At 40.2% G+C, this 24,472-nt stretch carries 22 protein-coding genes, 1 pseudogene and 1 riboswitch; of the genes and pseudogenes, 10 read left to right on the forward strand and 13 right to left on the reverse strand.

Annotated features, from left to right (window positions below; all coding sequences use genetic code 11):
• Positions 1-8 precede the first annotated feature (8 nt).
• Entirely contained in the window at positions 9-1,205 is a 1,197-nt protein-coding gene (gene metK, locus AC0VYV_RS16510; protein ID WP_475373989.1) for a methionine adenosyltransferase, read from the reverse strand.
• Positions 1,206-1,413: 208 nt separating this feature from the next.
• Positions 1,414-1,523: riboswitch (SAM riboswitch) on the reverse strand.
• Positions 1,524-1,876: 353 nt separating this feature from the next.
• Between metK and pckA the strand changes: the two genes are divergently transcribed.
• The 5 genes from pckA (at position 1,877) to AC0VYV_RS16535 (ending at position 7,267) form a co-directional block, all read left to right on the forward strand.
• Positions 1,877-3,460 (forward strand): phosphoenolpyruvate carboxykinase (ATP), encoded by a 1,584-nt coding sequence (gene pckA / locus AC0VYV_RS16515; protein WP_194219202.1) that lies wholly within the window; start codon positions 1,877-1,879, stop codon positions 3,458-3,460.
• A 191-nt stretch (positions 3,461-3,651) separates the two neighbouring features.
• Positions 3,652-4,647, forward strand: a complete 996-nt coding sequence (locus AC0VYV_RS16520) for an ABC transporter substrate-binding protein (RefSeq protein ID WP_475367822.1) — start codon at positions 3,652-3,654, stop codon at positions 4,645-4,647.
• A gap of 11 nt (positions 4,648-4,658) precedes the next feature.
• Positions 4,659-5,435 (forward strand): ABC transporter ATP-binding protein, encoded by a 777-nt coding sequence (locus AC0VYV_RS16525; RefSeq protein WP_194219200.1) that lies wholly within the window; start codon positions 4,659-4,661, stop codon positions 5,433-5,435.
• Entirely contained in the window at positions 5,416-6,216 is an 801-nt protein-coding gene (locus tag AC0VYV_RS16530; RefSeq protein WP_194219199.1) for an ABC transporter permease, read from the forward strand. Before AC0VYV_RS16525 ends, AC0VYV_RS16530 begins: the two co-directional genes overlap by 20 nt.
• Before the next feature lie 175 nt (positions 6,217-6,391).
• Positions 6,392-7,267, forward strand: coding sequence for a cation diffusion facilitator family transporter (locus AC0VYV_RS16535; protein ID WP_475372768.1), 876 nt, complete (start codon positions 6,392-6,394; stop codon positions 7,265-7,267).
• Between the two features lie 100 nt (positions 7,268-7,367).
• Here AC0VYV_RS16535 and ytkD read toward each other — a convergent pair whose 3' ends face one another.
• Positions 7,368-7,838 (reverse strand): RNA deprotection pyrophosphohydrolase, encoded by a 471-nt coding sequence (ytkD, locus tag AC0VYV_RS16540; protein ID WP_430245984.1) that lies wholly within the window; start codon positions 7,836-7,838, stop codon positions 7,368-7,370.
• Between the two features lie 113 nt (positions 7,839-7,951).
• Positions 7,952-8,479 (reverse strand): hypothetical protein, encoded by a 528-nt coding sequence (locus tag AC0VYV_RS16545; RefSeq protein WP_475365647.1) that lies wholly within the window; start codon positions 8,477-8,479, stop codon positions 7,952-7,954.
• 211 nt (positions 8,480-8,690) lie between these two features.
• On the opposite strand from AC0VYV_RS16545, the gene AC0VYV_RS16550 reads away from it, so the two are divergent.
• A complete protein-coding gene (locus AC0VYV_RS16550) occupies positions 8,691-9,833 on the forward strand; it encodes an ABC transporter permease (protein ID WP_475367824.1) in 1,143 nt (380 codons plus the stop codon).
• 26 nt (positions 9,834-9,859) lie between these two features.
• On the opposite strand, the gene AC0VYV_RS16555 is transcribed toward AC0VYV_RS16550, so the two are convergent.
• The 4 genes and pseudogenes from AC0VYV_RS16555 to AC0VYV_RS16570 all read right to left on the reverse strand — a co-directional run bounded on the left by AC0VYV_RS16555 (position 9,860) and on the right by AC0VYV_RS16570 (position 12,536).
• On the reverse strand, positions 9,860-11,518 hold the full coding sequence (locus AC0VYV_RS16555) for an IS1182 family transposase (RefSeq protein ID WP_475373223.1): 1,659 nt from the start codon (positions 11,516-11,518) through the stop codon (positions 9,860-9,862).
• A gap of 252 nt (positions 11,519-11,770) precedes the next feature.
• Positions 11,771-11,842 (reverse strand): annotated as a pseudogene (locus AC0VYV_RS16560) (YjcZ family sporulation protein); the annotation flags it as partial.
• A gap of 108 nt (positions 11,843-11,950) precedes the next feature.
• Positions 11,951-12,289 (reverse strand): hypothetical protein, encoded by a 339-nt coding sequence (locus AC0VYV_RS16565; protein ID WP_475373990.1) that lies wholly within the window; start codon positions 12,287-12,289, stop codon positions 11,951-11,953.
• A gap of 22 nt (positions 12,290-12,311) precedes the next feature.
• The gene (locus AC0VYV_RS16570; RefSeq protein ID WP_430245990.1) at positions 12,312-12,536 is read right to left on the reverse strand and encodes a hypothetical protein; all 225 of its coding nucleotides are present in this window, start codon (positions 12,534-12,536) and stop codon (positions 12,312-12,314) included.
• 142 nt (positions 12,537-12,678) lie between these two features.
• Here AC0VYV_RS16570 and AC0VYV_RS16575 point away from each other — a divergent pair, with 142 nt between their 5' ends.
• The 3 genes from AC0VYV_RS16575 (at position 12,679) to AC0VYV_RS16585 (ending at position 16,372) form a co-directional block, all read left to right on the forward strand.
• On the forward strand, positions 12,679-14,856 hold the full coding sequence (locus AC0VYV_RS16575; RefSeq protein WP_475373991.1) for a UvrD-helicase domain-containing protein: 2,178 nt from the start codon (positions 12,679-12,681) through the stop codon (positions 14,854-14,856).
• A 123-nt stretch (positions 14,857-14,979) separates the two neighbouring features.
• Positions 14,980-15,168: a hypothetical protein gene (locus tag AC0VYV_RS16580; protein WP_194219190.1), complete on the forward strand. Its 189-nt coding sequence runs from the start codon at positions 14,980-14,982 to the stop codon at positions 15,166-15,168.
• 907 nt (positions 15,169-16,075) lie between these two features.
• A complete protein-coding gene (locus AC0VYV_RS16585; RefSeq protein WP_430245994.1) occupies positions 16,076-16,372 on the forward strand; it encodes a DUF3817 domain-containing protein in 297 nt (98 codons plus the stop codon).
• A 56-nt stretch (positions 16,373-16,428) separates the two neighbouring features.
• Here AC0VYV_RS16585 and menC read toward each other — a convergent pair whose 3' ends face one another.
• The 6 genes from menC to AC0VYV_RS16615 form a co-directional block, all read right to left on the reverse strand.
• Positions 16,429-17,529, reverse strand: coding sequence for an o-succinylbenzoate synthase (menC, locus tag AC0VYV_RS16590; protein ID WP_475367506.1), 1,101 nt, complete (start codon positions 17,527-17,529; stop codon positions 16,429-16,431).
• Positions 17,529-18,998: an o-succinylbenzoate--CoA ligase gene (locus AC0VYV_RS16595; RefSeq protein ID WP_475373992.1), complete on the reverse strand. Its 1,470-nt coding sequence runs from the start codon at positions 18,996-18,998 to the stop codon at positions 17,529-17,531. Before AC0VYV_RS16595 ends, menC begins: the two co-directional genes overlap by 1 nt.
• Before the next feature lie 85 nt (positions 18,999-19,083).
• The gene (menB, locus tag AC0VYV_RS16600; protein ID WP_194219187.1) at positions 19,084-19,899 is read right to left on the reverse strand and encodes a 1,4-dihydroxy-2-naphthoyl-CoA synthase; all 816 of its coding nucleotides are present in this window, start codon (positions 19,897-19,899) and stop codon (positions 19,084-19,086) included.
• 31 nt (positions 19,900-19,930) lie between these two features.
• A complete protein-coding gene (gene menH / locus AC0VYV_RS16605; RefSeq protein WP_475373993.1) occupies positions 19,931-20,755 on the reverse strand; it encodes a 2-succinyl-6-hydroxy-2,4-cyclohexadiene-1-carboxylate synthase in 825 nt (274 codons plus the stop codon).
• The gene (gene menD, locus AC0VYV_RS16610) at positions 20,752-22,503 is read right to left on the reverse strand and encodes a 2-succinyl-5-enolpyruvyl-6-hydroxy-3-cyclohexene-1-carboxylic-acid synthase (protein ID WP_475372772.1); all 1,752 of its coding nucleotides are present in this window, start codon (positions 22,501-22,503) and stop codon (positions 20,752-20,754) included. The genes menH and menD overlap by 4 nt, the downstream gene beginning before the upstream one ends.
• The gene (locus tag AC0VYV_RS16615) at positions 22,496-23,899 is read right to left on the reverse strand and encodes an isochorismate synthase (RefSeq protein ID WP_430241893.1); all 1,404 of its coding nucleotides are present in this window, start codon (positions 23,897-23,899) and stop codon (positions 22,496-22,498) included. The genes menD and AC0VYV_RS16615 overlap by 8 nt, the downstream gene beginning before the upstream one ends.
• A gap of 272 nt (positions 23,900-24,171) precedes the next feature.
• On the opposite strand from AC0VYV_RS16615, the gene AC0VYV_RS16620 reads away from it, so the two are divergent.
• Positions 24,172-24,459, forward strand: coding sequence for a hypothetical protein (locus AC0VYV_RS16620; protein WP_194219658.1), 288 nt, complete (start codon positions 24,172-24,174; stop codon positions 24,457-24,459).
• Positions 24,460-24,472 lie beyond the last annotated feature (13 nt).

The raw sequence follows: 24,472 nt of genomic DNA on the forward strand, positions 1-24,472 counted from the left end.
GAAATTAATTAAATTCCGGCACCCTGTTTAAGGGATTCTGCACGATCTGTTTGTTCCCATGGAAGGTCAATATCAGTACGTCCAAAATGTCCATACGCAGCTGTTTGCTTATAAATGGGACGTCTAAGATCAAGCATCTTTATAATGCCTGCTGGACGAAGATCGAAGTTCTCTCTTACTAGCTCTACAAGACTTTCCTCAGACACTTTTCCTGTGCCAAATGTATCAATAGCAATTGATACTGGCTGAGCAACCCCAATAGCGTAAGCAAGTTGAACTTCACAACGATCTGTTAGACCCGCTGCCACAAGGTTCTTAGCAACATAACGAGCAACATATGCCGCAGAACGGTCTACTTTCGTAGCATCCTTACCTGAGAAAGCACCGCCACCGTGACGCGCATAACCGCCGTAAGTATCAACAATGATTTTTCTTCCTGTTAAACCTGCGTCACCCTGCGGTCCACCGATAACAAAGCGTCCTGTTGGGTTGATGAAGTATTTTGTTTCTTCATCAATTAATTCAGCAGGAACAACCGGCTTCACAACGTGTTCTTTGATGTTACGTTGAATTTGTTCAAGTGAAATTTCAGGATGATGCTGTGTAGAAACAACAATGGTATCAACGCGAACCGGCTTACCAGCTTCATCGTATTCCACTGTTACTTGTGTTTTACCATCAGGACGAAGATAAGGAAGAATTTCTTCTTTTCTTACTTCACTCAAACGACGCGCTAGTTTATGCGCAAGAGAAATCGGAAGCGGCATTAATTCCGCTGTTTCATTACAAGCGTAACCAAACATAAGCCCCTGGTCACCTGCACCAATTGCATCGATTTCATCATCTGACATCGTACCTTCACGTGCTTCAAGAGCAACGTTTACACCTGCAGCGATGTCTGCAGACTGTTCATCAATAGATGAAAGAACAGCACATGTTTCAGCATCAAATCCGTATTTCGCACGTGTATAGCCGATCGTTTGAATCGTCTCACGAACCACTTTCGGAATATCAACATAGTGTGATGTTGTAATTTCACCGGAAACTAGAACAAGACCAGTTGTTACTGTAGTTTCACAGGCAACGCGCGCATTTGGATCATGCGCAAGAATATCATCCAGAATGGCATCGGAAATCTGATCTGAAATTTTATCAGGATGCCCCTCTGTTACTGACTCAGAAGTAAACAAACGACGATTACTCACTCAAGTACCTCCTTAAGGATTGGATCCTATCTAATTATGTTGTAATGGATACGGTACTCATTTCCCTATTACCCTGTGCCGAAACGAGAGAACGAATTCAATTTCTTATCGTCTTACCTTTTTTTATAGCGTCATCAATCTCAACGACATTAAAAAAGCCCTTCCCTACAATCAGAGGGAAAAGGAGCTGATATCTCATGCCTTTCGCCTCTTATCTTCCAAGACTATCGTCTTGCAGGTTAGCACCTTAATCCTGTTGTATAGGAGTTGGTTGCTGAGCTTCATCGGGCCTGTCCCTCCGCCTGCTCGGGATAAGAGTATCCATTCTCGACATATAATAACGCACATGAAAGGATGTGTCAATGAAGAAAAGCGGAAGCCCCCGTTTAGCTTCGACAAGCGCTGGAGCCCTCCGAAAAGAACACGGGCTTTGTGTTCGAATTCAAGGGCGAAGCGACCGAACCACTACCCTAATCCTTTACCCATAAAATAATCACTTCCTATATAATGGCGACAGGATTTCAACCTAAAGAAATAGTCATTCACCCATTTTTCACTTTTTATGCAAAAAATACATAGATTAGTATAGAATAATTAAATGAATGTGTTATACTATTTTTGAGTTAAACAAGTCAATCAACGAAATCTTTAAAAAAGGATGGGTTTAACGTATGAAAACAGCTTCCTTCTCCTCACCGTTATTGGATGCGATATTAAATAAGAATAATCCACATGTGAATTTATCAGTGTCTGAACTGGTTGAACATTCACTATTTAAAAACGAAGGGCAACTATCAGCTACAGGAGCTCTTCGCGTAGAAACCGGAAAATATACAGGACGTTCTCCTGGGGACAAGTTCATTGTAAAGGAAGATTCCGTAAAGAACAAAGTGAACTGGGAAACAAACCAACCTATTTCCGAAAAAAGTTTTGAAAACCTTTACACAAAGGTGTTGAACTATCTCGGTGAGAAAAAGGGACTTTATGTGTTTAAAGGATTTGCTGGTGCTGACCAGTCATCAAGACTACCCATTCAGGTTATTAATGAATATGCCTGGCATAACCTTTTCGCCCACCAGCTGTTCATCCGCCCGAATGAATCAGAGTTAAAAGAACATGACGCTGAATTCACTGTCATTTCTGCACCTGGTTTTCAAGCTGATCCAGAAGTGGATGGCACAAATTCAGAAACATTTATTATTATCTCCTTTGAGAAACGAACCGTCTTAATTGGTGGAACAGAATATGCTGGAGAAATTAAAAAGTCTATTTTCACCGTTATGAACTACTTATTACCAGAGCGAAATATTCTTTCAATGCACTGCTCTGCTAACGTAGGTAAAGAGGGGGATGTTGCTCTATTTTTCGGTTTATCTGGAACTGGAAAGACAACGCTCTCAGCAGATGCTCATCGATCTCTTATCGGTGATGATGAACACGGATGGTCTATGAATGGTGTCTTTAATATTGAAGGTGGATGCTACGCTAAGTGCATCAACTTATCAAAAGAAAAAGAACCTGAAATCTGGGATGCAATTCGCTTTGGAACGGTTCTTGAGAACGTTATGATGGATAACGGCTCGCGTGAACCAGACTACGATAACACTAGTCTAACTGAAAATACTCGCGCTGCCTATCCGATTGACGCCATACCTAATATTGCAATTCCTAGCGTTGCCGGACATCCCAACACGATTATTTTCTTAACGGCAGATGCATTTGGCGTCCTTCCTCCAATTAGCAAACTGACCAAGGAACAAGCCATGTTTCATTTCCTATCAGGTTACACGAGCAAGTTAGCCGGAACAGAAAGAGGCGTCACTTCACCAGAAGCCACTTTCTCTACATGCTTTGGTGCACCGTTCTTGCCATTACCTGCCCATCGCTATGCAGAAATGCTCGGCGAGAAAATTATGGAGCATGATGTTCAAGTCTTCCTCGTAAATACCGGATGGTCTGGGGGCGGTTATGGTGTCGGAGAGCGCATGAAGCTTTCATATACTAGAGCGATGATCCAGGCGGCTTTAAATGGAGAACTTGATCGTATCGAAACAGTAACAGACCCTATTTTCGGATTGCATATTCCTTCTCATTGTCCAGGTGTTCCAGCAGAAGTATTGCAGCCAAAACAAACATGGGAAGATCAAGAGAAATATGATGAGAAAGCAAAAGATCTCGCTACTAAGTTTGTGAAGAACTTCGACAAATTCTCAAATGTAGCTGACGAAATCAAACAAGCAGGCCCAAATGTTTAGTCTCATTGCAAAAAGCACCTTAACGGGTGCTTTTTTTATTTGAAGACTCATTCACCTCAACTTCGCGCATCCTCCTCTTTCTATCTACCTCCATTAATTTACCTATTCAAAACACCAATTGTTTTAAAATACATAGGCTATAGTATCTAAAACATGAGCCTACCTCATGTGACAAATGTGGAGGATAGATAATGAAAAGAAACTGGTTTATAACGTTTTGTATATACACAAGTGTATTTCTTCTTATTCTTTCGGCGTGTGGTACAAATAGTGGAAACGATCAGGTAAGAGTAGCTGAGGTTACACGCTCGATTTTCTATGCACCACAATACGTGGCACTCTCAGAGGGTATTTTTGAGAAGCATGGCATTGATGTCGAATTAACGACTACTTGGGGCGGAGATAAAACAATGACCACTCTACTATCTAACGGAGCTGATGTCGCCCTTGTAGGATCAGAGACGTCCATTTATGTCTATGCACAAGGCACTGATGACCCTGTCATAAACTTTGCTCAACTTACACAAACAGACGGTACGTTCCTTGTATCAAGAGAAAAAGTCGATCATTTTGAATGGGAAGATTTGAAGGGAAGTACATTCCTTGGCCAACGTAAAGGTGGTATGCCACAAATGGCTGGTGAATACGTGCTGAAACAGAAAGGAATTGATCCACAAAACGATTTGGACCTCATTCAAAATATTGATTTCGCAAACATTTCAAGCGCATTCGCTTCTGGAACTGGCGATTACGTTCAGTTATTCGAGCCAACAGCAAGTGTCTTTGAAGAACAAGGGGTTGGACACATTGTAGCTTCATTTGGAAAAGAATCAGGGAAAATTCCATATACAGGATTTATGGCAAAAGAAAGTTATTTGAGTAAAAATGCTGATGTAGCAGAGCGTTTTACAAAAGCACTTTATGAGGCTCAACTGTGGGTAGATACTCATTCTTCTGCAGAAATTGCAAAGTCAATTGAACCCTTCTTTCAGGATACCGATCTTGAACTCATTACAACTGTAGTAGATCGTTACAAAAGCCAGCATTCATTCGCTACAAACCCATCACTGGATCAAGAAGAATGGGATAACTTACAAAATATTATGGATGAAGCAGGAGAGCTCCCAAAACGCGTTGATCATAGCAAATTAGTAGATAATAGCTATGCCGAAAAAGCGCAAAAATAGGAGGGAAAATAATGTCTTTCCTTCAACTCAACGCTATTTCACATGTGTATTTAACGAAAAACGCTGCCAAAGAAGCGATTTCCAACCTCTCTTTCGCTATTGAAGAAGGAGAATTCGTTTCCCTCCTTGGGCCTAGTGGATGCGGGAAATCTACTCTGTTGTCGATCATTTCAGGATTAGTAAAACCTACTGAAGGGAGCGTTTCTCTACAAAATAAAATTATAAAATCTCCCGGCGAACGAATGGGCTATATGCTTCAACAGGATTACTTGTTTCCTTGGAAAACAATTGAAGAAAATTGTTTTATAGGATTAAAGCTTCTAAACAAGTTGACAGCGGATAAAAAAGAACAAACATTGGAATTATTGGATAGCATGGGGTTAAGCGATGTCCGCTCGGCCTATCCTGATCAGCTTTCAGGTGGAATGCGTCAACGCGTAGCTCTCGTTCGCACACTTGCAACAGATCCTGATCTACTGTTATTAGATGAGCCTTTCTCTGCACTTGATTATCAAACAAAATTAAAACTCGAAGACCTTGTGTTTAAAACATTAAAAAAGCATCGAAAAACCGCCTTGCTGGTGACTCATGATATTGGAGAAGCGATTGCGATGTCAGACCGCATCATCCTTTTAACGCCTCGTCCCGGGAAAATCGCGAGAACTTTTCAAGTCCCAGCTTCCCTTAAAGAATTACTTCCTTTTGAAGCTAGGAATGATTCTGCTTTCCCTGAGAATTTCCAGCTGATTTGGAAGGAGCTTGATTCTCTTGAACCATCTCCAACTTAAACATAAGCATCAACATTATCTAAGAGAGTTGAAAAGGGAAAGAAATGAAATATTGGGTTTTCAAGTGTGTATTCTCTTTGCATTTCTCACTTTATGGGAATTAGCAGGACGGTTCACATGGATCGATCCGTTATTATTTAGCTACCCCTCTAAAATTGCTTCTCTCTTTATAACAAAAGTAACAGATGGTTCATTACTGTTACACACTGGTGTAACGTTACTTGAAACAATTGCTGGATTTCTTCTTGGAACAGTACTTGGAACCGTGTTCGCGGCAATTCTATGGTGGTCACGCAAAGCTTCTAGAATCTCAGATCCGTATCTTGTTGTATTGAATTCCATGCCTAAAGTAGCTCTTGGTCCGATCATCATAGTTGCGCTTGGTCCAGGTTACATCTCCATTATTACGATGGGTGCTTCTATTTCCGTTATTATTACTACTCTTGTGATCTACCACGCATTTCATACTGTTGAACCAAACTTCATCAAAGTTATTCGCTCATTTGGTGGTAATAAGCGCCAGATCTTCTTTGAAGTAATCCTGCCATCTTCCTTTCCAGCGATTATCTCTACCTTGAAAGTAAATGTGGGTTTATCGTGGGTCGGCGTTATTGTTGGGGAATTTCTCGTTTCAAAACAAGGTCTTGGTTATATGATTATTTATGGCTTCCAAGTATTTAATTTCACATTGGTTTTACTGAGCTTATTTATGATTGCGATTCTCTCATCAATCATGTATTTAGGGGTCGAATGGTTAGAACGGAAATTAATTAAACACTAGCTCCTCTTAAGAGGGGCTTATTTTGTTGTGACTGGGCAAACTAGTTAGCCACCACTCACAAATATGATGGGTTCCTACACGTCTTACCACTTGCAAAATGATTGCTATAGACCCACCCAAATACCATCTGCTAGCATATAGAAGAACATATTCTTATATAAGACAGGTGAAAACAATGAGCGCACTAAGAGGTGTATGGCTTAGCATAACAGCTTACTTACTACTTTCAATGATCAAATTAGGCGCAGGGTATCTCTTTGGTTCAGAAGCCCTCTTAGCAGACGGATGGAATAACGCATCAGATATCGTGGCATCCATTGCTGTTTTAATTGGCATGAAAATCTCTCTTAAGCCACCAGACTTGAACCATCCATATGGCCATTCTCGAGCAGAAACCGTTTCTTCTCTATTCGCCTCATTTGTTATGTTTGCGATTGGAATACAAGTCCTCTTCCATACAGCTACTGTCTTACTCAGTGGTAAAGTCTCCTCTCCTCCACTTAGCTCTGCCTGGGTTGCCTTTTTTGGAATGATCGTTATGGGAGGCGTTTATCTTTTTAACTACCGCCTCGCTAAAAAAACGAATAGCCTCGGACTAATGGCTGCAGCTAAAGACAATTTATCAGATGCTCTCGTTAGTCTAGGTGCTTTTATTGGAATTATTGGTGCTCACTTTAACATGCATTGGCTAGATCCTCTTACAGGCTTTATTGTAGGTCTTATCATATGCAAAACGGCTTATGATATCTTTAAAGATTCATCACTCATGTTAACGGATGGATTTGATAAAGAGAAATTGAATGATATAGAGGCGACGATCCAAAACATTGAAGGGGTAGAAACATTAGTGGATATTAAAGCACGGATGGCCGGAAATGATATTATTGTCGATGCCGTTGTAGAGGTAGCACCTCATTTAAATATTAAAGAAGGGCATACGATTACGGACAAAATAGAAGCCCAGTTAGAGAAGGATCATGACGTTCGAAATGCCACCATTCATGTTGAACCTGGCAGGGAAATTACTGAAAGAGGCTCTGCCAATGAATAGTGCATTCTCCATCTGTTATTTGTTTGAAGAAAATGACTTATTGGATTTTGTATAATTACGAGCAAAAAAGTCCAGTACAATGAACTGGACTTTTTTCTCATTACAAATAATTAAGATGTTTTAGACTATAAGTAAGTACTTGATCCTTCATCATAAAGCTATAACGCTCATTTAAGTGAATATCTTTCGGAAGTGTTGTTAGCTTCACCGGTCCCTTTGTTTCCATATAATCTTCTTTGTCTACGAGACGATCAATATCAGCATAATAGACATTCTTAATAATTGTCCCGCCTTTTCCTTCAACACGATACTGACCTACATATTGAAGATGCTTAACAACTCCACCTGTTTCTTCATATACCTCACGCACCGCGGCTTCTTCGGCATTCTCTCCTACTTCCACTTTCCCACCTGGAAATTCAATGCCTCTTCGAGAGTGCTCGGTTAACAGCCACTGTTTTTCGAGGCGACAAATAACCCAAACATGTTTTGGTGCGGGAGAGTAAGGATGATCCTCGAAAGAAAATGTTACCTGATTATGATAGTAATCTGTAAACATAAATTCGCTCATTTGATAACCTCGTCCTTTAGTTTCTTACTTTATTGTAAAAGAGTAGCCTGTGCTTGTCCAATCTACCTGTACAAAAAATAAAACGCACGGACCAAAAGTTCCGTGCGTTTGAATTATTTAATCTCAAAATCATTAATGATCCAATGGTTGTTTTCATAAAGAAAATGGATGTTTATTGTGTAAGAGCCATAAAGGTCAGACTCATTCGATTGTGTCAGTTCATATTCATATTCATTAAGTTTCTCCAGTTCATATGACTCATCAGTATTCACCCACGGGAATAGCTCTGTTGGTACTAAGTAAAGATCACCTTCACGCTCTGCAAAATAAACATCCGCAATTTCAGAAGCGAGTTCTTTTGAGGTTATCTTTTGTAAGTCCTGCTCAACCTCTGCTATTGTTTGAAACTGTTTAACTTTACCCTCTTCATCTGTATCCTGAATAATATGATTGATAAGTTCGTTAGATAAATTCTCAACTTCTGGTTTTTCAACTGAATCCGTCTTTGCTTCTGCTTTATTCTCAAGAGTAGAAACCACGATTTCTGAATGATCAGCAGCAACTTTTGATAGTTCTCCGCCACAACCCGAAGTGAAAGTTAGTGCACCTACAAACATTAATAAACCTATGTATTTTTTCATGTCACTCATCCTTTAAGTATAGTAGAATTTCTTTATATTGATTTCATACCTCATCCTATTAGGTGTCAAACAAACTAGAGATATATTAAGTCTTTTTTACCATAGCAATGAAAGGATTTTTGCTATTTTCTTTTGGATACACTACTTATACGAAAAGACATAGCAGAATGTTTCGATTTTTCTTAATTTATTTCGGGAGAGGGGTGATTTATTGGGAGAATTATGGAAGATTCGATTTAATAATTATCTGCGGCATCGACTTAAGTATTTGTCTTACATCATGCAAGGCGGATTTTTGATCGCTTTATTGCTAAGCGGAGCAATAGGAATTGTTTATTATCAACGTTTAATCGATGTTATACCTGAGCCATTTCCACTCCTATTTGCGATCGCCCTCATCATGAGCGTAGTACTAAGTATTCTTGAAGGAAAGTTCTTTCTCTTTCAAGCGGATCGCGTCTTTTTAATCGCATGTGAAGATCGTATGAGGCAATACATTAAATATACTTTCTTCTATTCTTTGATTCGTTCACTGCCGATAATTTTAATCGTTAGTTTAGTAAGTGCTCCTGCCCTCATTCATTTAGAAATTCCTTTGGAATTACTAACATGGATTTATGTCATGATACTCTTGCTCTTTATATTGTCTTTTTTTACGATCATACGATCTTACTTCACGAAGAAAAAATGGCTGCGTCTTTACCTTTTCATTAGCAATTTCACTATTCTTTCCTTCACCATGAAAGGATATGTTTTTATTGGTGCCTTATTCCTTATGTTTCCCATTACATACCTTTACTTACTATTTCGTCAAAACTCGATGCTTCAGTGGGAAAGATTGATTGAACTTGAATCATCACAAACTGCTCGGTTTGAGCAATTCGCAAACCAATTCGTCGATGTGCCTTCTTTACAGAATAAAGTGAAGGCAAGAAAGTATTTGAACTGGATTATTCAATTGATACCAGTGTCTAACGCACAGACCTTTCTATTGATTAGGATTTTCTTTCGTAAAGGAAACTACACATGGGTGTATATCAGATTAATTGGACTCGGAGCATTGATTCTCTATTATCTAAGAGGAGAGTACACATCGTACATAATGGTCCCAATCCTTTTATGGGTCACTCAAAACCAGCTTTTAGCAATCAAAAAAGAACAAATGAGAGACTCGTTTCTTGTTATTCTCCGTAACGATTATCCACTGAGAAACATGATTTTATCGTTATTAGTTATACAATCCATTTTATTTAGTATTGTTCAGCTTCCTTCTTTACAGCATAGTTTTTGTGTTTTAATAGAAGGACTTTTGATTTCATTTTTTTTAGAACATAAAAAACAGAGAAATACATAAAGAAAAGAGGCTGGGACATAAATAGCCTAAATTACTGAAAAAAAGGTCCCGTTCATCGGTTTTTGATGAACGGGACCTTTTTTGGCGTGTTTGTTCCTATTCTTTTTAGCTTTGTCGGTAATCATGGCGGTGTACTTTCTCAAGTTCACCGCCATGAGCGCAAAGCCTAATTCATTTTTGACTTTTTCTTTGCCCCTAACGGACATTCGAGTAAAACCCAAATTAGCCTTCAGAAATCCAAAAACTGGTTCTACGTCAATTTTCCGTTGACCGTAGATTTTTCCCGTTTTTTCTTCTGAAAGCAGTTCTCGAATGATTTTCTTTTGCTCTTCCCATTGGGCATTATAATAGATCTTGCGATTGTTCCCTTCCTGCGCTTTGGTACACTGCGAACGAAGAGGACAATCTGAACAGTCATCACATTCATAAACCCTGAATTCCCGTGTGAAACCTCCACGATCGGTTCGATGAGAGAGGTGACGGAACATCAACTGTTGTCCGTTCGGACATATGAACGAATCCCTTTCCTCGTTGTAGGCCCAGTTGGCTGTGTTGAATTCATTCTGCTTGAAACGCTTCTTTTTCTCGGTGCGATAGGTACTGTATGTTATCAGTGGCTTGCGCTCACGATTCTTCAAAACATCCTTATAATTTTCTTCGCTTCCATAACCGGCATCGGCGACGATATAGTCAGGGAGTGTAAAAAAGTCGTTCTCGATATGGTCGAGAAAGGGACGTAATGTACGTGTATCCGTCGGGTTTGGAAAGATATCGTAAGCGAGCGTATATTGTCCTTCTGTCGCAATTTGGAGATTGTAACCAGCTTTTAATTGACCGTTTTTCATGTGATCTTCTTTCATGCGCATGAAAGTGGCATCGTGATCAGTCTTCGAATAACTGTTGCGTTCTTCGAAAATGGCCATGTCGGTCTCGTATTTCTGTTTGCGCCCTACGATATCTTTCAACTGCTTGAGGGATTGCTTCGGCCCTTTTCGCTCGGACCGAAGTTTTTTTCGCTCGTTTACCTCTTCACTGGCGTCAATCTTCTCACTCAATTCCTCCACCTTATCTTCCAGCTTTTCTTCGATTTTTAAAAGCTCTTCAATGGAGAGTTGTTCCGGATTTTCTCGCTTGATCTCAGGAATAATTTCGTTTTCAACCAACTCATCATACATTTGGTTCGATTTTTCGATCAGACTGGCACTATACCTTTCAACAGACTTGCGCCAAACAAACGTAAATTTATTGGCGTTCGCCTCAATTTTGGTTCCATCAATAAAAATCGCTTCCTGATCAATCGCCTCTTCTTTAACCAAATGACATCGAAACTGAACGAAGCACTCGCGAAGAAGCTCCATAGCTTCGGGATGGACACGGAAGCGATTGATCGTACGGTAACTCGGTTCATAACCTTGAGACAACCACATCATGCGAACGCTATCGTAAAGAAGGGCTTCAATCTTTCTTCCTGAAAAAACCGATTGCGTGTACGCACATAGAATCACTTTCATCATCATACGTGGATGATAAGAGGGACATCCTGTATCGCGTAAAAAACGTGAGAAAGCTTCATCTGGAATCTGTTCGACCAGGTCGTGAACGGCATAGGCAATATCATTTTCTTGAAGTTTCATTCCTAAATCCATAGGTAAAATCACTTGATTCATGTTATACTCTTTAAACATAAGGGCACCTCCGATGGTTATTGTGTGGTAACTTTAATTTTATCAGATGGTGTCCTTATTTTCTTATTAAAATGAGATGAAAAACATAAAAAGAGTGGCCCGCGAACAACTACGTTGTTCGCGGGCCACTCTTTTTTTAATTTACCGGGTTTTGTCCCAGCCTCTTCTCTTTATGATTTAGCAACAATAAGGATTGTAGTTTGCTCCGCCTACATAACCTGGTCCAGGACCACAACCGCCGCCCATTGCGCCAGCTCCAACAATAATTAGTAAAATAAACAGAACAACAATTAACGCAAAACCTTTACCATATCCTCCGCTCATCTTTATCCCCCTCGTTAAAATTCATTCACTACACTATTACTTTATGTAGTTGATTCCATTTAGGAAGGGCATGAGCGGAGTTCATGGAGAAAAACTAGTTGTTCATCCTCAATTTCTTGTATTGTGGTTTAGAGCTGATAATACGCCCATTTGATCAATTTGTTGCTTTGTATGAGGTGTGCCTAGTCGATGGATCATCTTATATAATTCATAAATTGATTCATCCGTCCAATCTCGATGACGGTCTACTTCACTTTCATCATAATGATTCAGTGAAAAGAAATCATTTTGTTGCACATATTTCTGAGAGCGCAACTTCTCAATTACACGTTCCATTTCCATTTTCTCTTCTTGACTTGCTCTAATTTCAAAGGCATTCATTTGAGTGCCAACATTTGTCTCATGAAGCTCACCTTTAGGTGTTACAAAATACGTCTCACGTACCATTGCTTCTCACCTCCATGAAAATTTAAACAGGACTTTCTTCTAAATGACGATACCCTTTGTATTCATGTTGAGCAGCATCAATGGTTTTCTCAACAGTATCAAGCCTAGAGCGAAATGATCCAACGTCACGTCCCTGTTTCTTTGCTTCTTCAACTCGCGCATCATAGTTGGTTGCTTCGGTCGCTTCTGACTCCACATGAAATTGTTTTTTATCATGATCCACTACAACTTGAATAAATTTTTCCATTGATTTTTCCTCCTCTTTATCCTATCCTGCTTGTCACTTTACCCTTTTCGGATAAATATTAATCTTTTCCTTAAAAACGAAAACACCTAAATTTATGTTAAAATGAAGGGATGAATCCATAAGAATAGTTCAGGTGATGATCATGAATTTTACTACAACACCGCATCAAGCAGTGACTGAATTGGACCTATCTGCTCCTTTAACACCCCACTCGTCTCTCAGACCATTGGAAGATAAAGCAGAGCAGGCTTTTTTTCATGCTTTAGAGGAAAAAGGTATACGTCTGAATGAACCTCAAACAAAAGCAGTAAAGCATACTGAAGGCCCTCTTTTGACAATTGCCGGAGCCGGAAGTGGAAAAACATCTGTTTTAACAGCACGAACAGCTTTTCTAATGACAGTAAAGGAAAAAGATCCTTCTAGTATTCTACTCATTACTTTCACTCGAAAGGCATCTGAAGAAATGCGACAGCGTATCAGTCACTTACCAGGTGTCTCTTCTCAAGACTCCGGAAGATTAACAGCAGGAACATTTCATTCTATCTTCTTGAAATTATTAAGGAGTCTCGGTTATAACCAAAAAATATTGAATAGTGATCGTCACAAACAAATTATAATGAAGAATATTCTAAAAAAAATGAAGAGTCCTGAAGCATCTTTACCAGAGATTATGCTTTCATCAATATCTGCCTGCAAAGTTAAAATGATGGGGCCTGCAGATATCCCTGACAGTAAAGAAACAGAAGAATTAAAGAAAGCCTACTCTGAATATGAAGAGTGGAAAACGGCTAATGGCTATATTGACTTTGATGACATTCTTGTCTATATGTATCGAGAATTCAATCAAAATCCCGCTCTACTTCAAAAAATGCAAAATCGATTTCAATATATTTTAGTAGATGAATTCCAGGATACGAATCCAATTCAATATGAATTAATTAAACAAATTGCAGCTCCTCAAAACAACTTATTTGTAGTGGGTGACGATGATCAAGTTATCTATTCTTTTAATGGTGCAAATAGCTCAATCATTTTAGAGTTCGATCGTGCTTATCCCGAGGCATCCGTCGTAACGCTGGATACAAACTATAGATCAGCTCCACCCATTGTTGGACTCGGAAACCATGTAATTAAGCACAATACGTATCGAAGAACGAAAACGATGAACGCTACAGACAAAGACGGAAAGCAACCATACTATCTTCGCCCTGCTACAACAGAAGACGAAGCAGGTTATGTCCTCCGTCATATTCGAGAAAAGAAGCGAGAGTGGAAAGACATTGCCATTCTTACAAGAACTTATACGAATGCTCGAGCCATTTTCGAGCAGTTGATTGAACAGGACATCCCTTTCAACGCACAGGGAATGAAACAGGTCTTTTACGAGCAATCGATTATTAAAGGAATGATGGAGCACCTTCGCCTCGCATACGAGCACCAAAATCTTGATGCGACAGCCGCCATACTCCCATCCCTTTTTATTAATCAAGAATCAGGTATGCGCCACATTGAGATGGAAAATTTTGTTGATCCAGTTGAATTTCCTTTGTTACATTTAAAATCCTGGAAAACACTACGTGATTTTCAAAAAAAATCGATAGATCGACGTGTCCGCCTTGTTCAAGAAGCTAAACGTCATCGACCCCAGAAAGCCATTCAATTGTTACGAGATGACTATATGAAACATCTGGACAGCGCAAATGACGAAGCATTAACTGTGCATAAGACTACTCTTAAAGAAATGATGGACGAGCTTGAGTTCTCGAGCTCACGATTTGAAACCATCCCAGAGTTCCTTGCCTACGTCGATCGAATCATACAACGATTCAATGAGCATAAACAAAAAGCTAGCGCCTCTAACGCGCTTTCACTACTATCCATTCATCAGGCTAAAGGGCTTGAATTCCCTGTGGTTTACGTCATTGGTGCTTCAGAAACGATTCTACCGCACGTTTCTGCGCTCAATACGATGAAAGACAAAGAAGCCTCTCATAAGCAGCTCTATATGAAAAATCCGACTGCTGACCTTGAGGAAGAACGTCGCCTTTGTTACGTTGCCATTACACGTGCAAAGGAAGAGCTCTATATTTGCTCCCCTGAGAAACACCTTGGTAAACAAACACCCGTCTCTCGTTTCTTAACGGATGCCTTCAAGAAGAAAATTCAACAAGAAGGTAAAACGGTGAAAGCATGGGTTTGCAGTAGTGAATTTTGCAAAGGATGGATGAAAATAGAGGATAAGAAACAACCTGATCAAAAGCAATGCCCCTTATGTGATAAGCCAATGATCATTTCGCAAAAGCCTGTTCAAAAAGACTGAACTATGTCACTGTGTTAAGCTTTGTTGCGCTTTGATTACAAATTATTTAAGAGAAGTTTAACTTCAATAATTCGCTCTCCAAACGTGCTATAGTAGAAAAAAACGCGCAACAGGAGGGCTCCGATGAGCAGCATTCGTTACGAAACCATCTTTCAGAAGCAGCTTGGAAACGGTACGATTATCGGTATTATGGATTACCTTGAAGGCAAGCTGATCAGACTGAACTTAAATGATGAGGAGCCGGACTTACTTAACCCGGAGCTAAAAGAATTTTTCCAGCAAGAGCGGATGAAGGTACATCCTAAACAATAGTTACCCACTCAGAAACAAATGTTTAAATAAACGAAGAAGCCTCCAAATAAAGGAAGGCTTCTTTTTATTTTTCAAGCATAAAAACCCAGATAACTGGAACGCTATTCATAAATCGCTTTGTAACTTGAAGTATTTTCTTCTGAAAGTAGTCATTTATAACTATTTATTTCAAAAAAAGGTTTGATATAAAAAATGAATAGGGTATATCAATAGTAGCAAAGGACATTGCTATATTAGAGGAGGAAGTCATTATGTTAAAACAAGTTCTCGTTATTATCGGTATTGTTGTTGTAGTAGCATTTGTTGTCAGCGCATTATTCTAGAAGGCAGCAAAAATATAGTTATGTATGAACTAAATTGACTTTATCAAGGAGGAATAGCAATGGTACGTACAATCCTTATGATCATTGGCGCGGTTGCTGTGATTGCAGCTATCATTTCATTTATTTAATATTGTAAAATTGAGCAATTGAAATTTATTAATTCATCATAAATAAAACAGTCGAGCCATTACGGTTCGACTGTTTTTTATCGTCTATTAATCATTCTTCTTCATGTTTTTTTTGGCTTCATCAACTTTGGACTTTGGAATGTATATAAAGATTGCCTTTTTGTTATTATTCATACAAATCTCCTTCAGAGTTGATTTATTGTTACCCTCATTCATTCTACTCGATAAAGGCACGTATAAGCAATCATCACTTACAAAACATTTGAAAACAATGCCTTAGTACTAAATTTTCTGTGAATAAAAAATTGATTAGGAGTATTTGCATTCAAACTGTCAAGAAATCGATAAAACTTCAACTTCTATTGTAGGACTAGTATTGATATACTATTTGTAAACTGCCTGTAACTGTTTATGTGAAGCAGATCACATCAGATAATGATGAAGGAGTGAAATACATTGTTGAAACAACCATTGAAACTATTCCGAGGCGTCGGCTACGCAGAAGGAATATCATTTTTATTATTATTAGGAATCGCGATGCCCCTTAAATATATGATGGATATCCCTATGGCCGTAACGATTGTTGGAGCGTTACATGGCGGACTGTTTGTTCTCTATCTTGCCGTAATTCTATATGTCACAATCGTTAAGCGCTGGTCTTTCATTAAAGCCGCGCTCGCAGTTGTCTCCTCCGTTATCCCATTCGGACCGTTTATATTCGATGCGCGAATCGCAAAAAATTCTGAAGTATAAAAACAAGGCAGGACCTTTAGAAGGTTCTGCCTTTTGTTATCTTTTCCCTAGCTATGTTAATAAACTTCTTTAGAAACCGTCACTCTCTCAAGTTCTTTCCAGTTTATTTCGTATCCGATCCCATTCTCTTTAGAAACAGTAATCAAACCGTTCTCCACTTCCACTTCAGGTTCAATAATGTCTTTTTCCCAGTACCGTGCTGATGCAGAGACATCTCCTGGTATTGTGAAATTAGCCAAACTAGAAAGCGCGATATTATGCGCCCTTCCTATTCCGGACTCTAACATGCCACCACACCAAACAGGTATCCCCCTTTCACTACATAAATCATGGATCCTCTTACTAACGGATAACCCTCCAACACGTCCGGGTTTAATATTAATAATCTTACAGCTATTTAAATCGAGCGCTCGACGGGCATCATCATAAGAATGTATACTTTCATCCAAACAGACCGGTGTTTCAATCTCTTTTTGTAAAATCGCATGATCTACGATATCGTCAGCTGCTAGAGGTTGTTCAATCATCAGCAAATGAAATGGATCAAGTGCTTTTAAACGATCGATGTCTTGCAGAGAATATGCTGAGTTCGCATCTGCCATTAACGATAAGTTTGGATAAGAATGACGTATTGCTTCTAGAATCGAAATATCCTGCGAAGGTTTGATCTTCACTTTAATTCGTTCATATCCCTCATCAACTCTTCTATGGATTTCTTCTAGCATAACTGAAGGATCCGAAGCGCCTACGGCAACTCCTGCCTTAATCTTCTGTGAAGAACCACCTAATGCTCTTGAGAGGCTAATTCCTTCTCTTTTAGCATATAAGTCCCAGATCGCACCCTCAATCGCAGATTTAGCCATTGGATTTCTTCGAATGCCCGCTAATATTCCTTCCACATCGGACGGATGAGCAATCAGTTGGTTTTTGAGTTTAGGAATGATGAAGTCTCTTAGCATATGCCAGGAAGTTTGAAGCGTCTCTTCTGTATACCAGGGCGACGTAAAGGCAACTCCTTCTCCAAAACCTACTTCCCCTTCAGAATCTCTTACTTCGACGATAATTAAATCTCGAGCAGTGACTGTTTCCAAACTGTTACTAAAAGGGGATTTTAGGTTCATTCGAATATGACGTAGAGTAACACTCTCCAGTTGCATCATATCGTATCACTCATATCTACTAATAAATTTCGCTGTAGCTTATTTGCCCCATTCCTAGGAAGGCTATCCACATAAGTAATCGTTCTAGGTAGCTTGTAACGCGCAAGACGTTCTGAAAGATAATCGAGCAGCTGCTGTTCCGTCAAAGAGCGATTCTTACTAACAACAAATGCTGCAGGTACTTCTCCCCATTGCTCATCTTTAACCCCAGTTACGCCTGCATCCTCCACATCTACATGCTCAAGGATCGCCGCTTCAATTTCTGCGGGATACACATTTTCACCACCAGATATAATAAGGTCTTTCCTTCGATCCAATACAAAGAGAAAGCCATCTTCATCCAGATAACCAATATCGCCTGTATGAAGCCACCCGTCTTCAAATGCAGCTCTTGTTGCATCATCCCTTCGCCAATACCCCTTTGTAATCGTAGGTCCTTTCACGAGAATCTCTCCATGCTCTAAAGCAGAAAGGGATTTATGATCAAGACTAATCATAATCTCTGATGGGAAAAGCGCCTTTCCAGCTGACCCCTGTTTATCTAGCATATATTCAGGTGAAAGCGTCACAATTTGAGAGGCAGTTTCCGTCATACCAAATGTCTGGAAGACAGGAATATGCTTCTCCTCGCAAGTAGAAAGAAGCGGGTATGGAGCTGGACCACCTCCAAGAAGCATGCAGCGAAATGTTTCGGGGTAATGATCGGTTCCAAGGTCATCGAGCATTTTTTTCAGCATAGCGCTTACTACCGATACAATTGTAATTCGTTCTTTTTGAATCGATTGATTAACGACACGCGGTTCAAACCGTTGTTGAATAACCATTGTGATTCCGTAAATAACACTTCGCAATAGAATAGAAAGTCCACTCATATGGAACATTGGAACCGCACACAGCCAGCGATCATTCATATCTAAACCAAGATTAAGACTGGAACCGATCGCACTCCACCAATGGTTACCATATGAAAGCATAACACCCTTAGGTTTTCCAGTTGTGCCAGAAGTGTACATAATCGTATGAAGCTGATGTAACTCAATAGTTGTTTGTAACTCTTCTAACTGATAAGCACCTGGGTGAACATCTTCCCAGATGATTATATTTACCGGACTTTGTATTGCATCACTAGCTTTCTTCTCAAGTGAATTGTCAGTGATCACATAGGAAATCTCAGCATCGTTCATTTGGAAAGATAGCTCTGGTCCTGTTAATCGATGATTCAATGGAACAATGACAGCCCCAATGTACATCAGAGTATGTAAACAAACGGCAGCGTCTAATCCATTCTCCATATAAAAACCAACATGCTTTCCTTTTTCGATCCCTTTTGCTTTTAGAGCATTTGCCATCTTAACTGCCTTTACTTGTAACTGTTTATAAGTTAACTGTTTGCCATTATCGATAAGCGCCACTCGCTCAGGCGTCATAGAAGCACGTTTATGTAGCCAATTTGGCATCGTATCCATCTTTAACATCCTTTCTTTCATTACCATAGACTATTTGAAAAAAACAGCTTGATGGGAATCCATCAAGCTGTTTCAAGCAATCGATTTAAGGAAAACGTGGGAACTGTTTAAAGTCCGGTTTGCGTTTTTCTTTAAATGAATCGCGTCCTTCTTTTGCTTCGTCAGTTGTGTAATAAAGAAGCGTTGCGTCTCCACCCATTTGCTGGAGTCCTGCAAGACCGTCTGTATCGGCGTTAAGAGAAGCTTTAAGGAAGCGTAGGGCTGTTGGTGACTTATCAAGCATTTCCTGTGCCCACTGTACTGTTTCAGCTTCAAGCTGATCAAGTGGAACAACCGTATTAACAAGTCCCATATCAAGTGCTTCTTGTGCATTGTATTGACGACATAGGTACCAGATTTCACGAGCTTTCTTATGACCTACGATACGAGCAAGGTATCCTGCACCGTATCCAGCATCAAAGCTACCAACTTTAGGGCCAGTCTGACCAAAAATAGCATTATCTGCAGCAATTGTCAGGTCACATACCACGTGAAGGACGTGTCCTCCTCCAATCGCATAACCTGATACCATTGCAACAACCGGCTTAGGGATAACACGAATGAGGCGTTGAAGATCCAAGACATTTAGACGAGGAATCTCATCATCACCTACATAACCACCATGACCACGAACACTTTGGTCACCGCCAGAACAGAAAGCTTTGTCTCCAGCTCCTGCTAGAACAATAACACCAATATCTGAATTGTCTCTCGCAAATGAAAAAGCGGTAATTAATTCGTTAACCGTTCTTGGCGTAAATGCATTGCGCACCTCTGGACGGTTGATTGTAATCTTAGCAATACCATCATACGTTTCGTAAAGAATATCTTCAAATTCTCGTTCAGTCTTCCATTGAATCATTTAGAAATTCTCCTTCCTTATGTAACAAAATTTACAGATTAGAATCTGCATGCTTTTTTAGAAAAGCTACTACCATTTTATCAAAGATTTCAGGTTCTTCTACATGAATTGTATGCCCTGCGCCAATAATTTGCACAAAATCAGCCTGAGGAATCTTTTTTTTCATCTGTTTCCCAATTGAAATGAACTTCTGATCGTACTCCCCAACTATTAGAAGGACTGGAAAGGTTATCTTCTCTAACACACTCCAATAGGAAGCCTGTGCCCCCGTTCCCATTCCAATTAGACTATTTGTTAGTCCTATTTCAGTATTGCTCAAACGCTGCTTTCTTATTTCACTTTGAATACTTGGTGAAAGTTTCTTCTGCGAAGAAAATAACGGAAGAGATTCCCAGAAGGTTACGAAATCTTCAATACCTTCCTTCTGAATTCGCCTGGCAAGTGCATGGTCTTTCTGCACTCGTTCTCTTCTTTGATCTTCCGTAGAAAGCCCAGGTGAACTGCTTTCCAGAATAAGCGTTTTAATGAGCGAAGGGTACTGGACAGCAAATGACAAAGCAAAACGTCCACCCATGGAATAGCCAAGCAAATGGAGTTGATCGATCCCAAGTGAATTTAATAGTTGTTTCAAGTAACTCCCCATAGATTCCATAGTATATTGAGAAGCATCATTCGGTTTCGCACTTTCGCCGTGACCGATAAGATCGATTGCAATCACTTTATATAGCCTGGACCATCTTTTCATAAAAGAAGACCAGTTCTCACTCGATCCTGTGAATCCATGCAATAATAGAAGAGGTTCTCCTTCTCCTGCGATTTCGACATGAAAAGGTTGTCCACCAACGGTATAAATCATGATTTAAAACTCTCCTGCAGGACTATTGCTGTTCCCTTCGAAACCTTCGCGAACATCTCTCGATGAAGCCTAAGATTGGCATCACGATCAGTTGGAACTTCAATTATGCTTAGCCCATGGTGATTCTGACTTTTCTCATACGCATAACTAAACTCTTCCCAATTCCATACGCGTTCAAAACTTGCCTCATATAATGCGGCAGCATGTTCATAATTTAGTCCATGTGGTGTGCCAAAGAGTTTCTCAAAGTGCTTCTCCTGCTTGCGCTGAGGTAGAAATGAGAAAATCCCTCCGCCATCATTGTTAACCACAATAACCGTCATATTGATCTCATATAGCTTAGCTAGAAGCAGACCATTCATATCATGGTAGAAAGAAAGGTCACCAATCACCAGCACGCTAGAAGAATAGGCTGTACTTGCTCCAAGAGCTGTTGAAATAATACCGTCAATACCATTCGCTCCTCGATTCCCCATTACAGTAGGTCGAGAATTCTCTGGCAAGAAAAAGTTCTCCATATCGCGAATAGGCATGCTATTCCCTACAAACAGGAGATCATTCGCACTCATCAGTTTCCCTAATTCTCTAAACACATGGCCCTCAAATAGCTCGTCAGTTCCTAAATCTTCATGAAGTAAGGTGAGAGTCGTTTGGTTAATGGCCTTCCATTTGTGTAACCACCGCTTCTCAGTAGAGTTGTTGCTTTGCACAGCAGGAAGAAGACTGTTTACAAACGATACAGAGGAAACTGTAAGCATGTCAGAACTATAAAGAGTAGGGTCTCTCCATCCTCTCTCATCCACAACTATATGAATAGGGCTTGCTACACTCTTCATAAAGAGCATATAAGCTTTTGAAACTGGCATCGCCCCAAATCTAATCACTACTTCAGGGTATAGCTCTGAATCCACCTCGCCCCTAAGAAAGGCGTCATACCCTTCTACAAGATTAGGAGAATCAATATGCCGACATTTTGAAAGTGGATCTGCTAAAACCGGATAACCTAATTCCTCAGCAAGAGCAAATAGCGGTTCAGCTAATTCGTCGTTATCCTGAGGTCCGACCACAATAATACCTTTCTTGCCAGCTAATTTGTTTGCATAATCTGTGACTGCATCTTCGTTTAAAACACGTATGTGATCTGCCGCATTTACCCACGGCTCATAATTCTCCCTACCATCTGAAAAAAGACCTGAATAGGATAGATCTGGTATCAAGGGATCTCTAAATGGGAAATTAAGATGCACAGGTCCAGCAGGGAGACCGGAAGAAACGGCTGTCGCTCTAGAAGCCGCAGTTCTGATATACCGATTTAAATCTGAAGAGGAAGAAGGCATCGCCATTTCCATAAACCACTTCACATAGTCCCCATATAGCTTGATTTGATCAATCGCCTGTGGAGCTCCATTATCACGAAGCTCATGCGGGCGATCGCCAGTCAAAACAATCAACGGTATATTGGATTGTGCAGCCTCAATAACAGCAGGATAGTAATTAGCGCCAGCCGTACCTGAAGAACATAGAAGTGCGACAGGTTCCTTATGCGATTTGGCCATGCCAAGCGCAAAAAAACCAGCAGATCGCTCATCGATGTGCACCCAGACGTTTAGTAACGGGTGTTCAGCCATGACCATTGCGAGCGGGGTAGAACGCGATCCTGGACTAATAACAGCATGTTTAACACCTGAACGTACAAGCTCATCAACAAATGACCCTACGTAACTTGCTAGTATTTCCTGGTCAGTCATATTTCTTACCTCCAAGAGCTGTTAGCATTGGTTTAAACTTCATTTTGGTTTCTTCATATTCACTATCAGGGTCAGAATCTCCAACTATACCGCACCCAGCGTATAGCGTTGCTTCTTCTCCTTTAAGTAAACCAGAGCGTATAGCTACAGCAAATTCTCCATTTCCCTGATAATCAACCCAACCAACAGGTCCTGCATACCAACCTCGATCAAGCTTCTCTATTCGCTTAATTTCATTTACGGCTTCCTTTTGAGGATAACCGCCAAGCGCAGGGGTAGGATGAAGCCGTTCAACCATACGAAAAAGGCTTGTCTCTCTACCAGCCCTTGCTACAACAGGAGTAAATAAATGTTGAATATGAGGCGTTTTAAGAATTTCCGGCCTTGACGGTACCTGAACAAATTCACACTCCTCTTCCATAGCTGATCGAATCATTTGAACGACAAGATCATGCTCAATTCGATTCTTTTGATCATGAAGAAGTGCTTGTCCAAGTTCATCATCCATTTCCTTCGATTCACCTCGTTGAATAGAGCCCGCAAGACAAGTCGAATACACTTGTTGTCCATCTCTTTTGACTAACCGTTCAGGTGAAGCTCCAAGAAAGCATTTGTCTCCATATTCAAACGCGAAAACATAGCTATCACTTTGTTGTTTTTTTAAATTTGTCAGTGTTTGGGTTGATGAAAAGTTTTGAGTCGACTGGAGCTTAATTTCTCTCGCTAAAACGACTTTATCAAGATGGCCATTTCTAATATTAGCAGCAGCACTTCTGACCGTTTCTTTCCATTCCTGAGGTCGTATTTCTTCTATTGAAATAGCATCGACATCTGCATAGGCATGAGACGTAAGCTTCTCAAAAAGACGATCATGCTTATCTAAAAGCGCTTCAGATATAACTTCCACATTATCTCCTGCGCTAACAATTGCGTTGAGTGTGAGCCAAGCATGGTTTCCAGCTGAAGTTAACATTAATTCTGGAAGAACCATCCCGCCTTTAGGAAAGGAATCCCATTCACCGCTATCTGGGGCAGTTGGATCGAATGAAAACCCACCTAACAGAACCGGTCCAACACCTGGCCTTGAAGGAGCCCCCTCTATGATCGCTTGTTCTAAAAAAGTTTGCCAATCACTTTCAATTGAACGAAAACGATCGATTTGAGCCTCAAATTGCTTCACACAACCCTGGCCCACTATTGTCGTGTCATTCTCAGGGTCCGACCAGAATGTTCGATCATTCTCGTTAGTAAACGAACCTGCAGCATAAAAGGAGAGGGGATCGACAGCAGCTACTGATAGCACCTGACTAACAAGCACGGACGTTCCCCGCTTTTCTGCCTTACTTACACCTTGATGAAGCAGGCTAAATAATTCTTGATGTTGTATTGTAGACACCGTCTTCTCCCCCCAACTTTCTGTCCATGCAAAAGCAGACCGAGTTAGCCTCGGCCACAGTTAATTAAAGGATACACCTGTCTGGCTAAGACTGTCAACGAAGCTGTTTAACCGTATGAATGGTTCTTATGTATAGATTCCCCATCTCATAGAAAAAAACCATTTTAATGTTCCGCAAGTGCCCTTAGCAAAAAAAATAGTGAGCATACACTGATAAAAGTAGACGCTGCTTTGCAGTCGTTTATAAACTAATGCATAAGGGAGGGTCTATATTGTCCAGACACTATTACCATGGGGTTTGTCGTCAACACATAGGACAATGTGTTGAAATCAAGTGTCATGACGGTCAATTGCATAGAGGTCACGTTGAAGAAGTTGATAATGAATTTGTTTATATCCGCCCTTTAAATCGCAATTGTGACGGACCACAACATCCCGAAGGACCAGGCATGTTTTTCTTCGGAGCACTTGCAGGAGGTTTTCTTGGCGGTCTTTTAGGAGTAGGACTAGGAAGTATTGCGTTCTTCAGACCATACCCATATCCTTACCCATATTATTAATCATTCAAAAACG

It is taken from the genome of Anaerobacillus sp. QJM3NY_17 (genome assembly GCF_056173665.1).

What these genes read in the sequence shown, in the direction of transcription:
- menH (WP_475373993.1), bottom strand. Translation starts at nt 20,755, where the DNA reads ATGATTTATACCGTTGGTGGACAACCTTTTCATGTCGAAATCGCAGGA.
- pckA (WP_194219202.1), top strand. Translation starts at nt 1,877, where the DNA reads ATGAAAACAGCTTCCTTCTCCTCACCGTTATTGGATGCGATATTAAAT.
- AC0VYV_RS16525 (WP_194219200.1), top strand. Translation starts at nt 4,659, where the DNA reads ATGTCTTTCCTTCAACTCAACGCTATTTCACATGTGTATTTAACGAAA.
- menC (WP_475367506.1), bottom strand. Translation starts at nt 17,529, where the DNA reads ATGCAACTGGAGAGTGTTACTCTACGTCATATTCGAATGAACCTAAAA.
- AC0VYV_RS16575 (WP_475373991.1), top strand. Translation starts at nt 12,679, where the DNA reads ATGAATTTTACTACAACACCGCATCAAGCAGTGACTGAATTGGACCTA.
- ytkD (WP_430245984.1), bottom strand. Translation starts at nt 7,838, where the DNA reads ATGAGCGAATTTATGTTTACAGATTACTATCATAATCAGGTAACATTT.
- AC0VYV_RS16580 (WP_194219190.1), top strand. Translation starts at nt 14,980, where the DNA reads ATGAGCAGCATTCGTTACGAAACCATCTTTCAGAAGCAGCTTGGAAAC.
- AC0VYV_RS16570 (WP_430245990.1), bottom strand. Translation starts at nt 12,536, where the DNA reads ATGGAAAAATTTATTCAAGTTGTAGTGGATCATGATAAAAAACAATTT.
- AC0VYV_RS16520 (WP_475367822.1), top strand. Translation starts at nt 3,652, where the DNA reads ATGAAAAGAAACTGGTTTATAACGTTTTGTATATACACAAGTGTATTT.
- menB (WP_194219187.1), bottom strand. Translation starts at nt 19,899, where the DNA reads ATGATTCAATGGAAGACTGAACGAGAATTTGAAGATATTCTTTACGAA.
- AC0VYV_RS16545 (WP_475365647.1), bottom strand. Translation starts at nt 8,479, where the DNA reads ATGAAAAAATACATAGGTTTATTAATGTTTGTAGGTGCACTAACTTTC.
- AC0VYV_RS16595 (WP_475373992.1), bottom strand. Translation starts at nt 18,998, where the DNA reads ATGGATACGATGCCAAATTGGCTACATAAACGTGCTTCTATGACGCCT.
- menD (WP_475372772.1), bottom strand. Translation starts at nt 22,503, where the DNA reads ATGACTGACCAGGAAATACTAGCAAGTTACGTAGGGTCATTTGTTGAT.
- AC0VYV_RS16555 (WP_475373223.1), bottom strand. Translation starts at nt 11,518, where the DNA reads ATGTTTAAAGAGTATAACATGAATCAAGTGATTTTACCTATGGATTTA.
- AC0VYV_RS16565 (WP_475373990.1), bottom strand. Translation starts at nt 12,289, where the DNA reads ATGGTACGTGAGACGTATTTTGTAACACCTAAAGGTGAGCTTCATGAG.
- AC0VYV_RS16535 (WP_475372768.1), top strand. Translation starts at nt 6,392, where the DNA reads ATGAGCGCACTAAGAGGTGTATGGCTTAGCATAACAGCTTACTTACTA.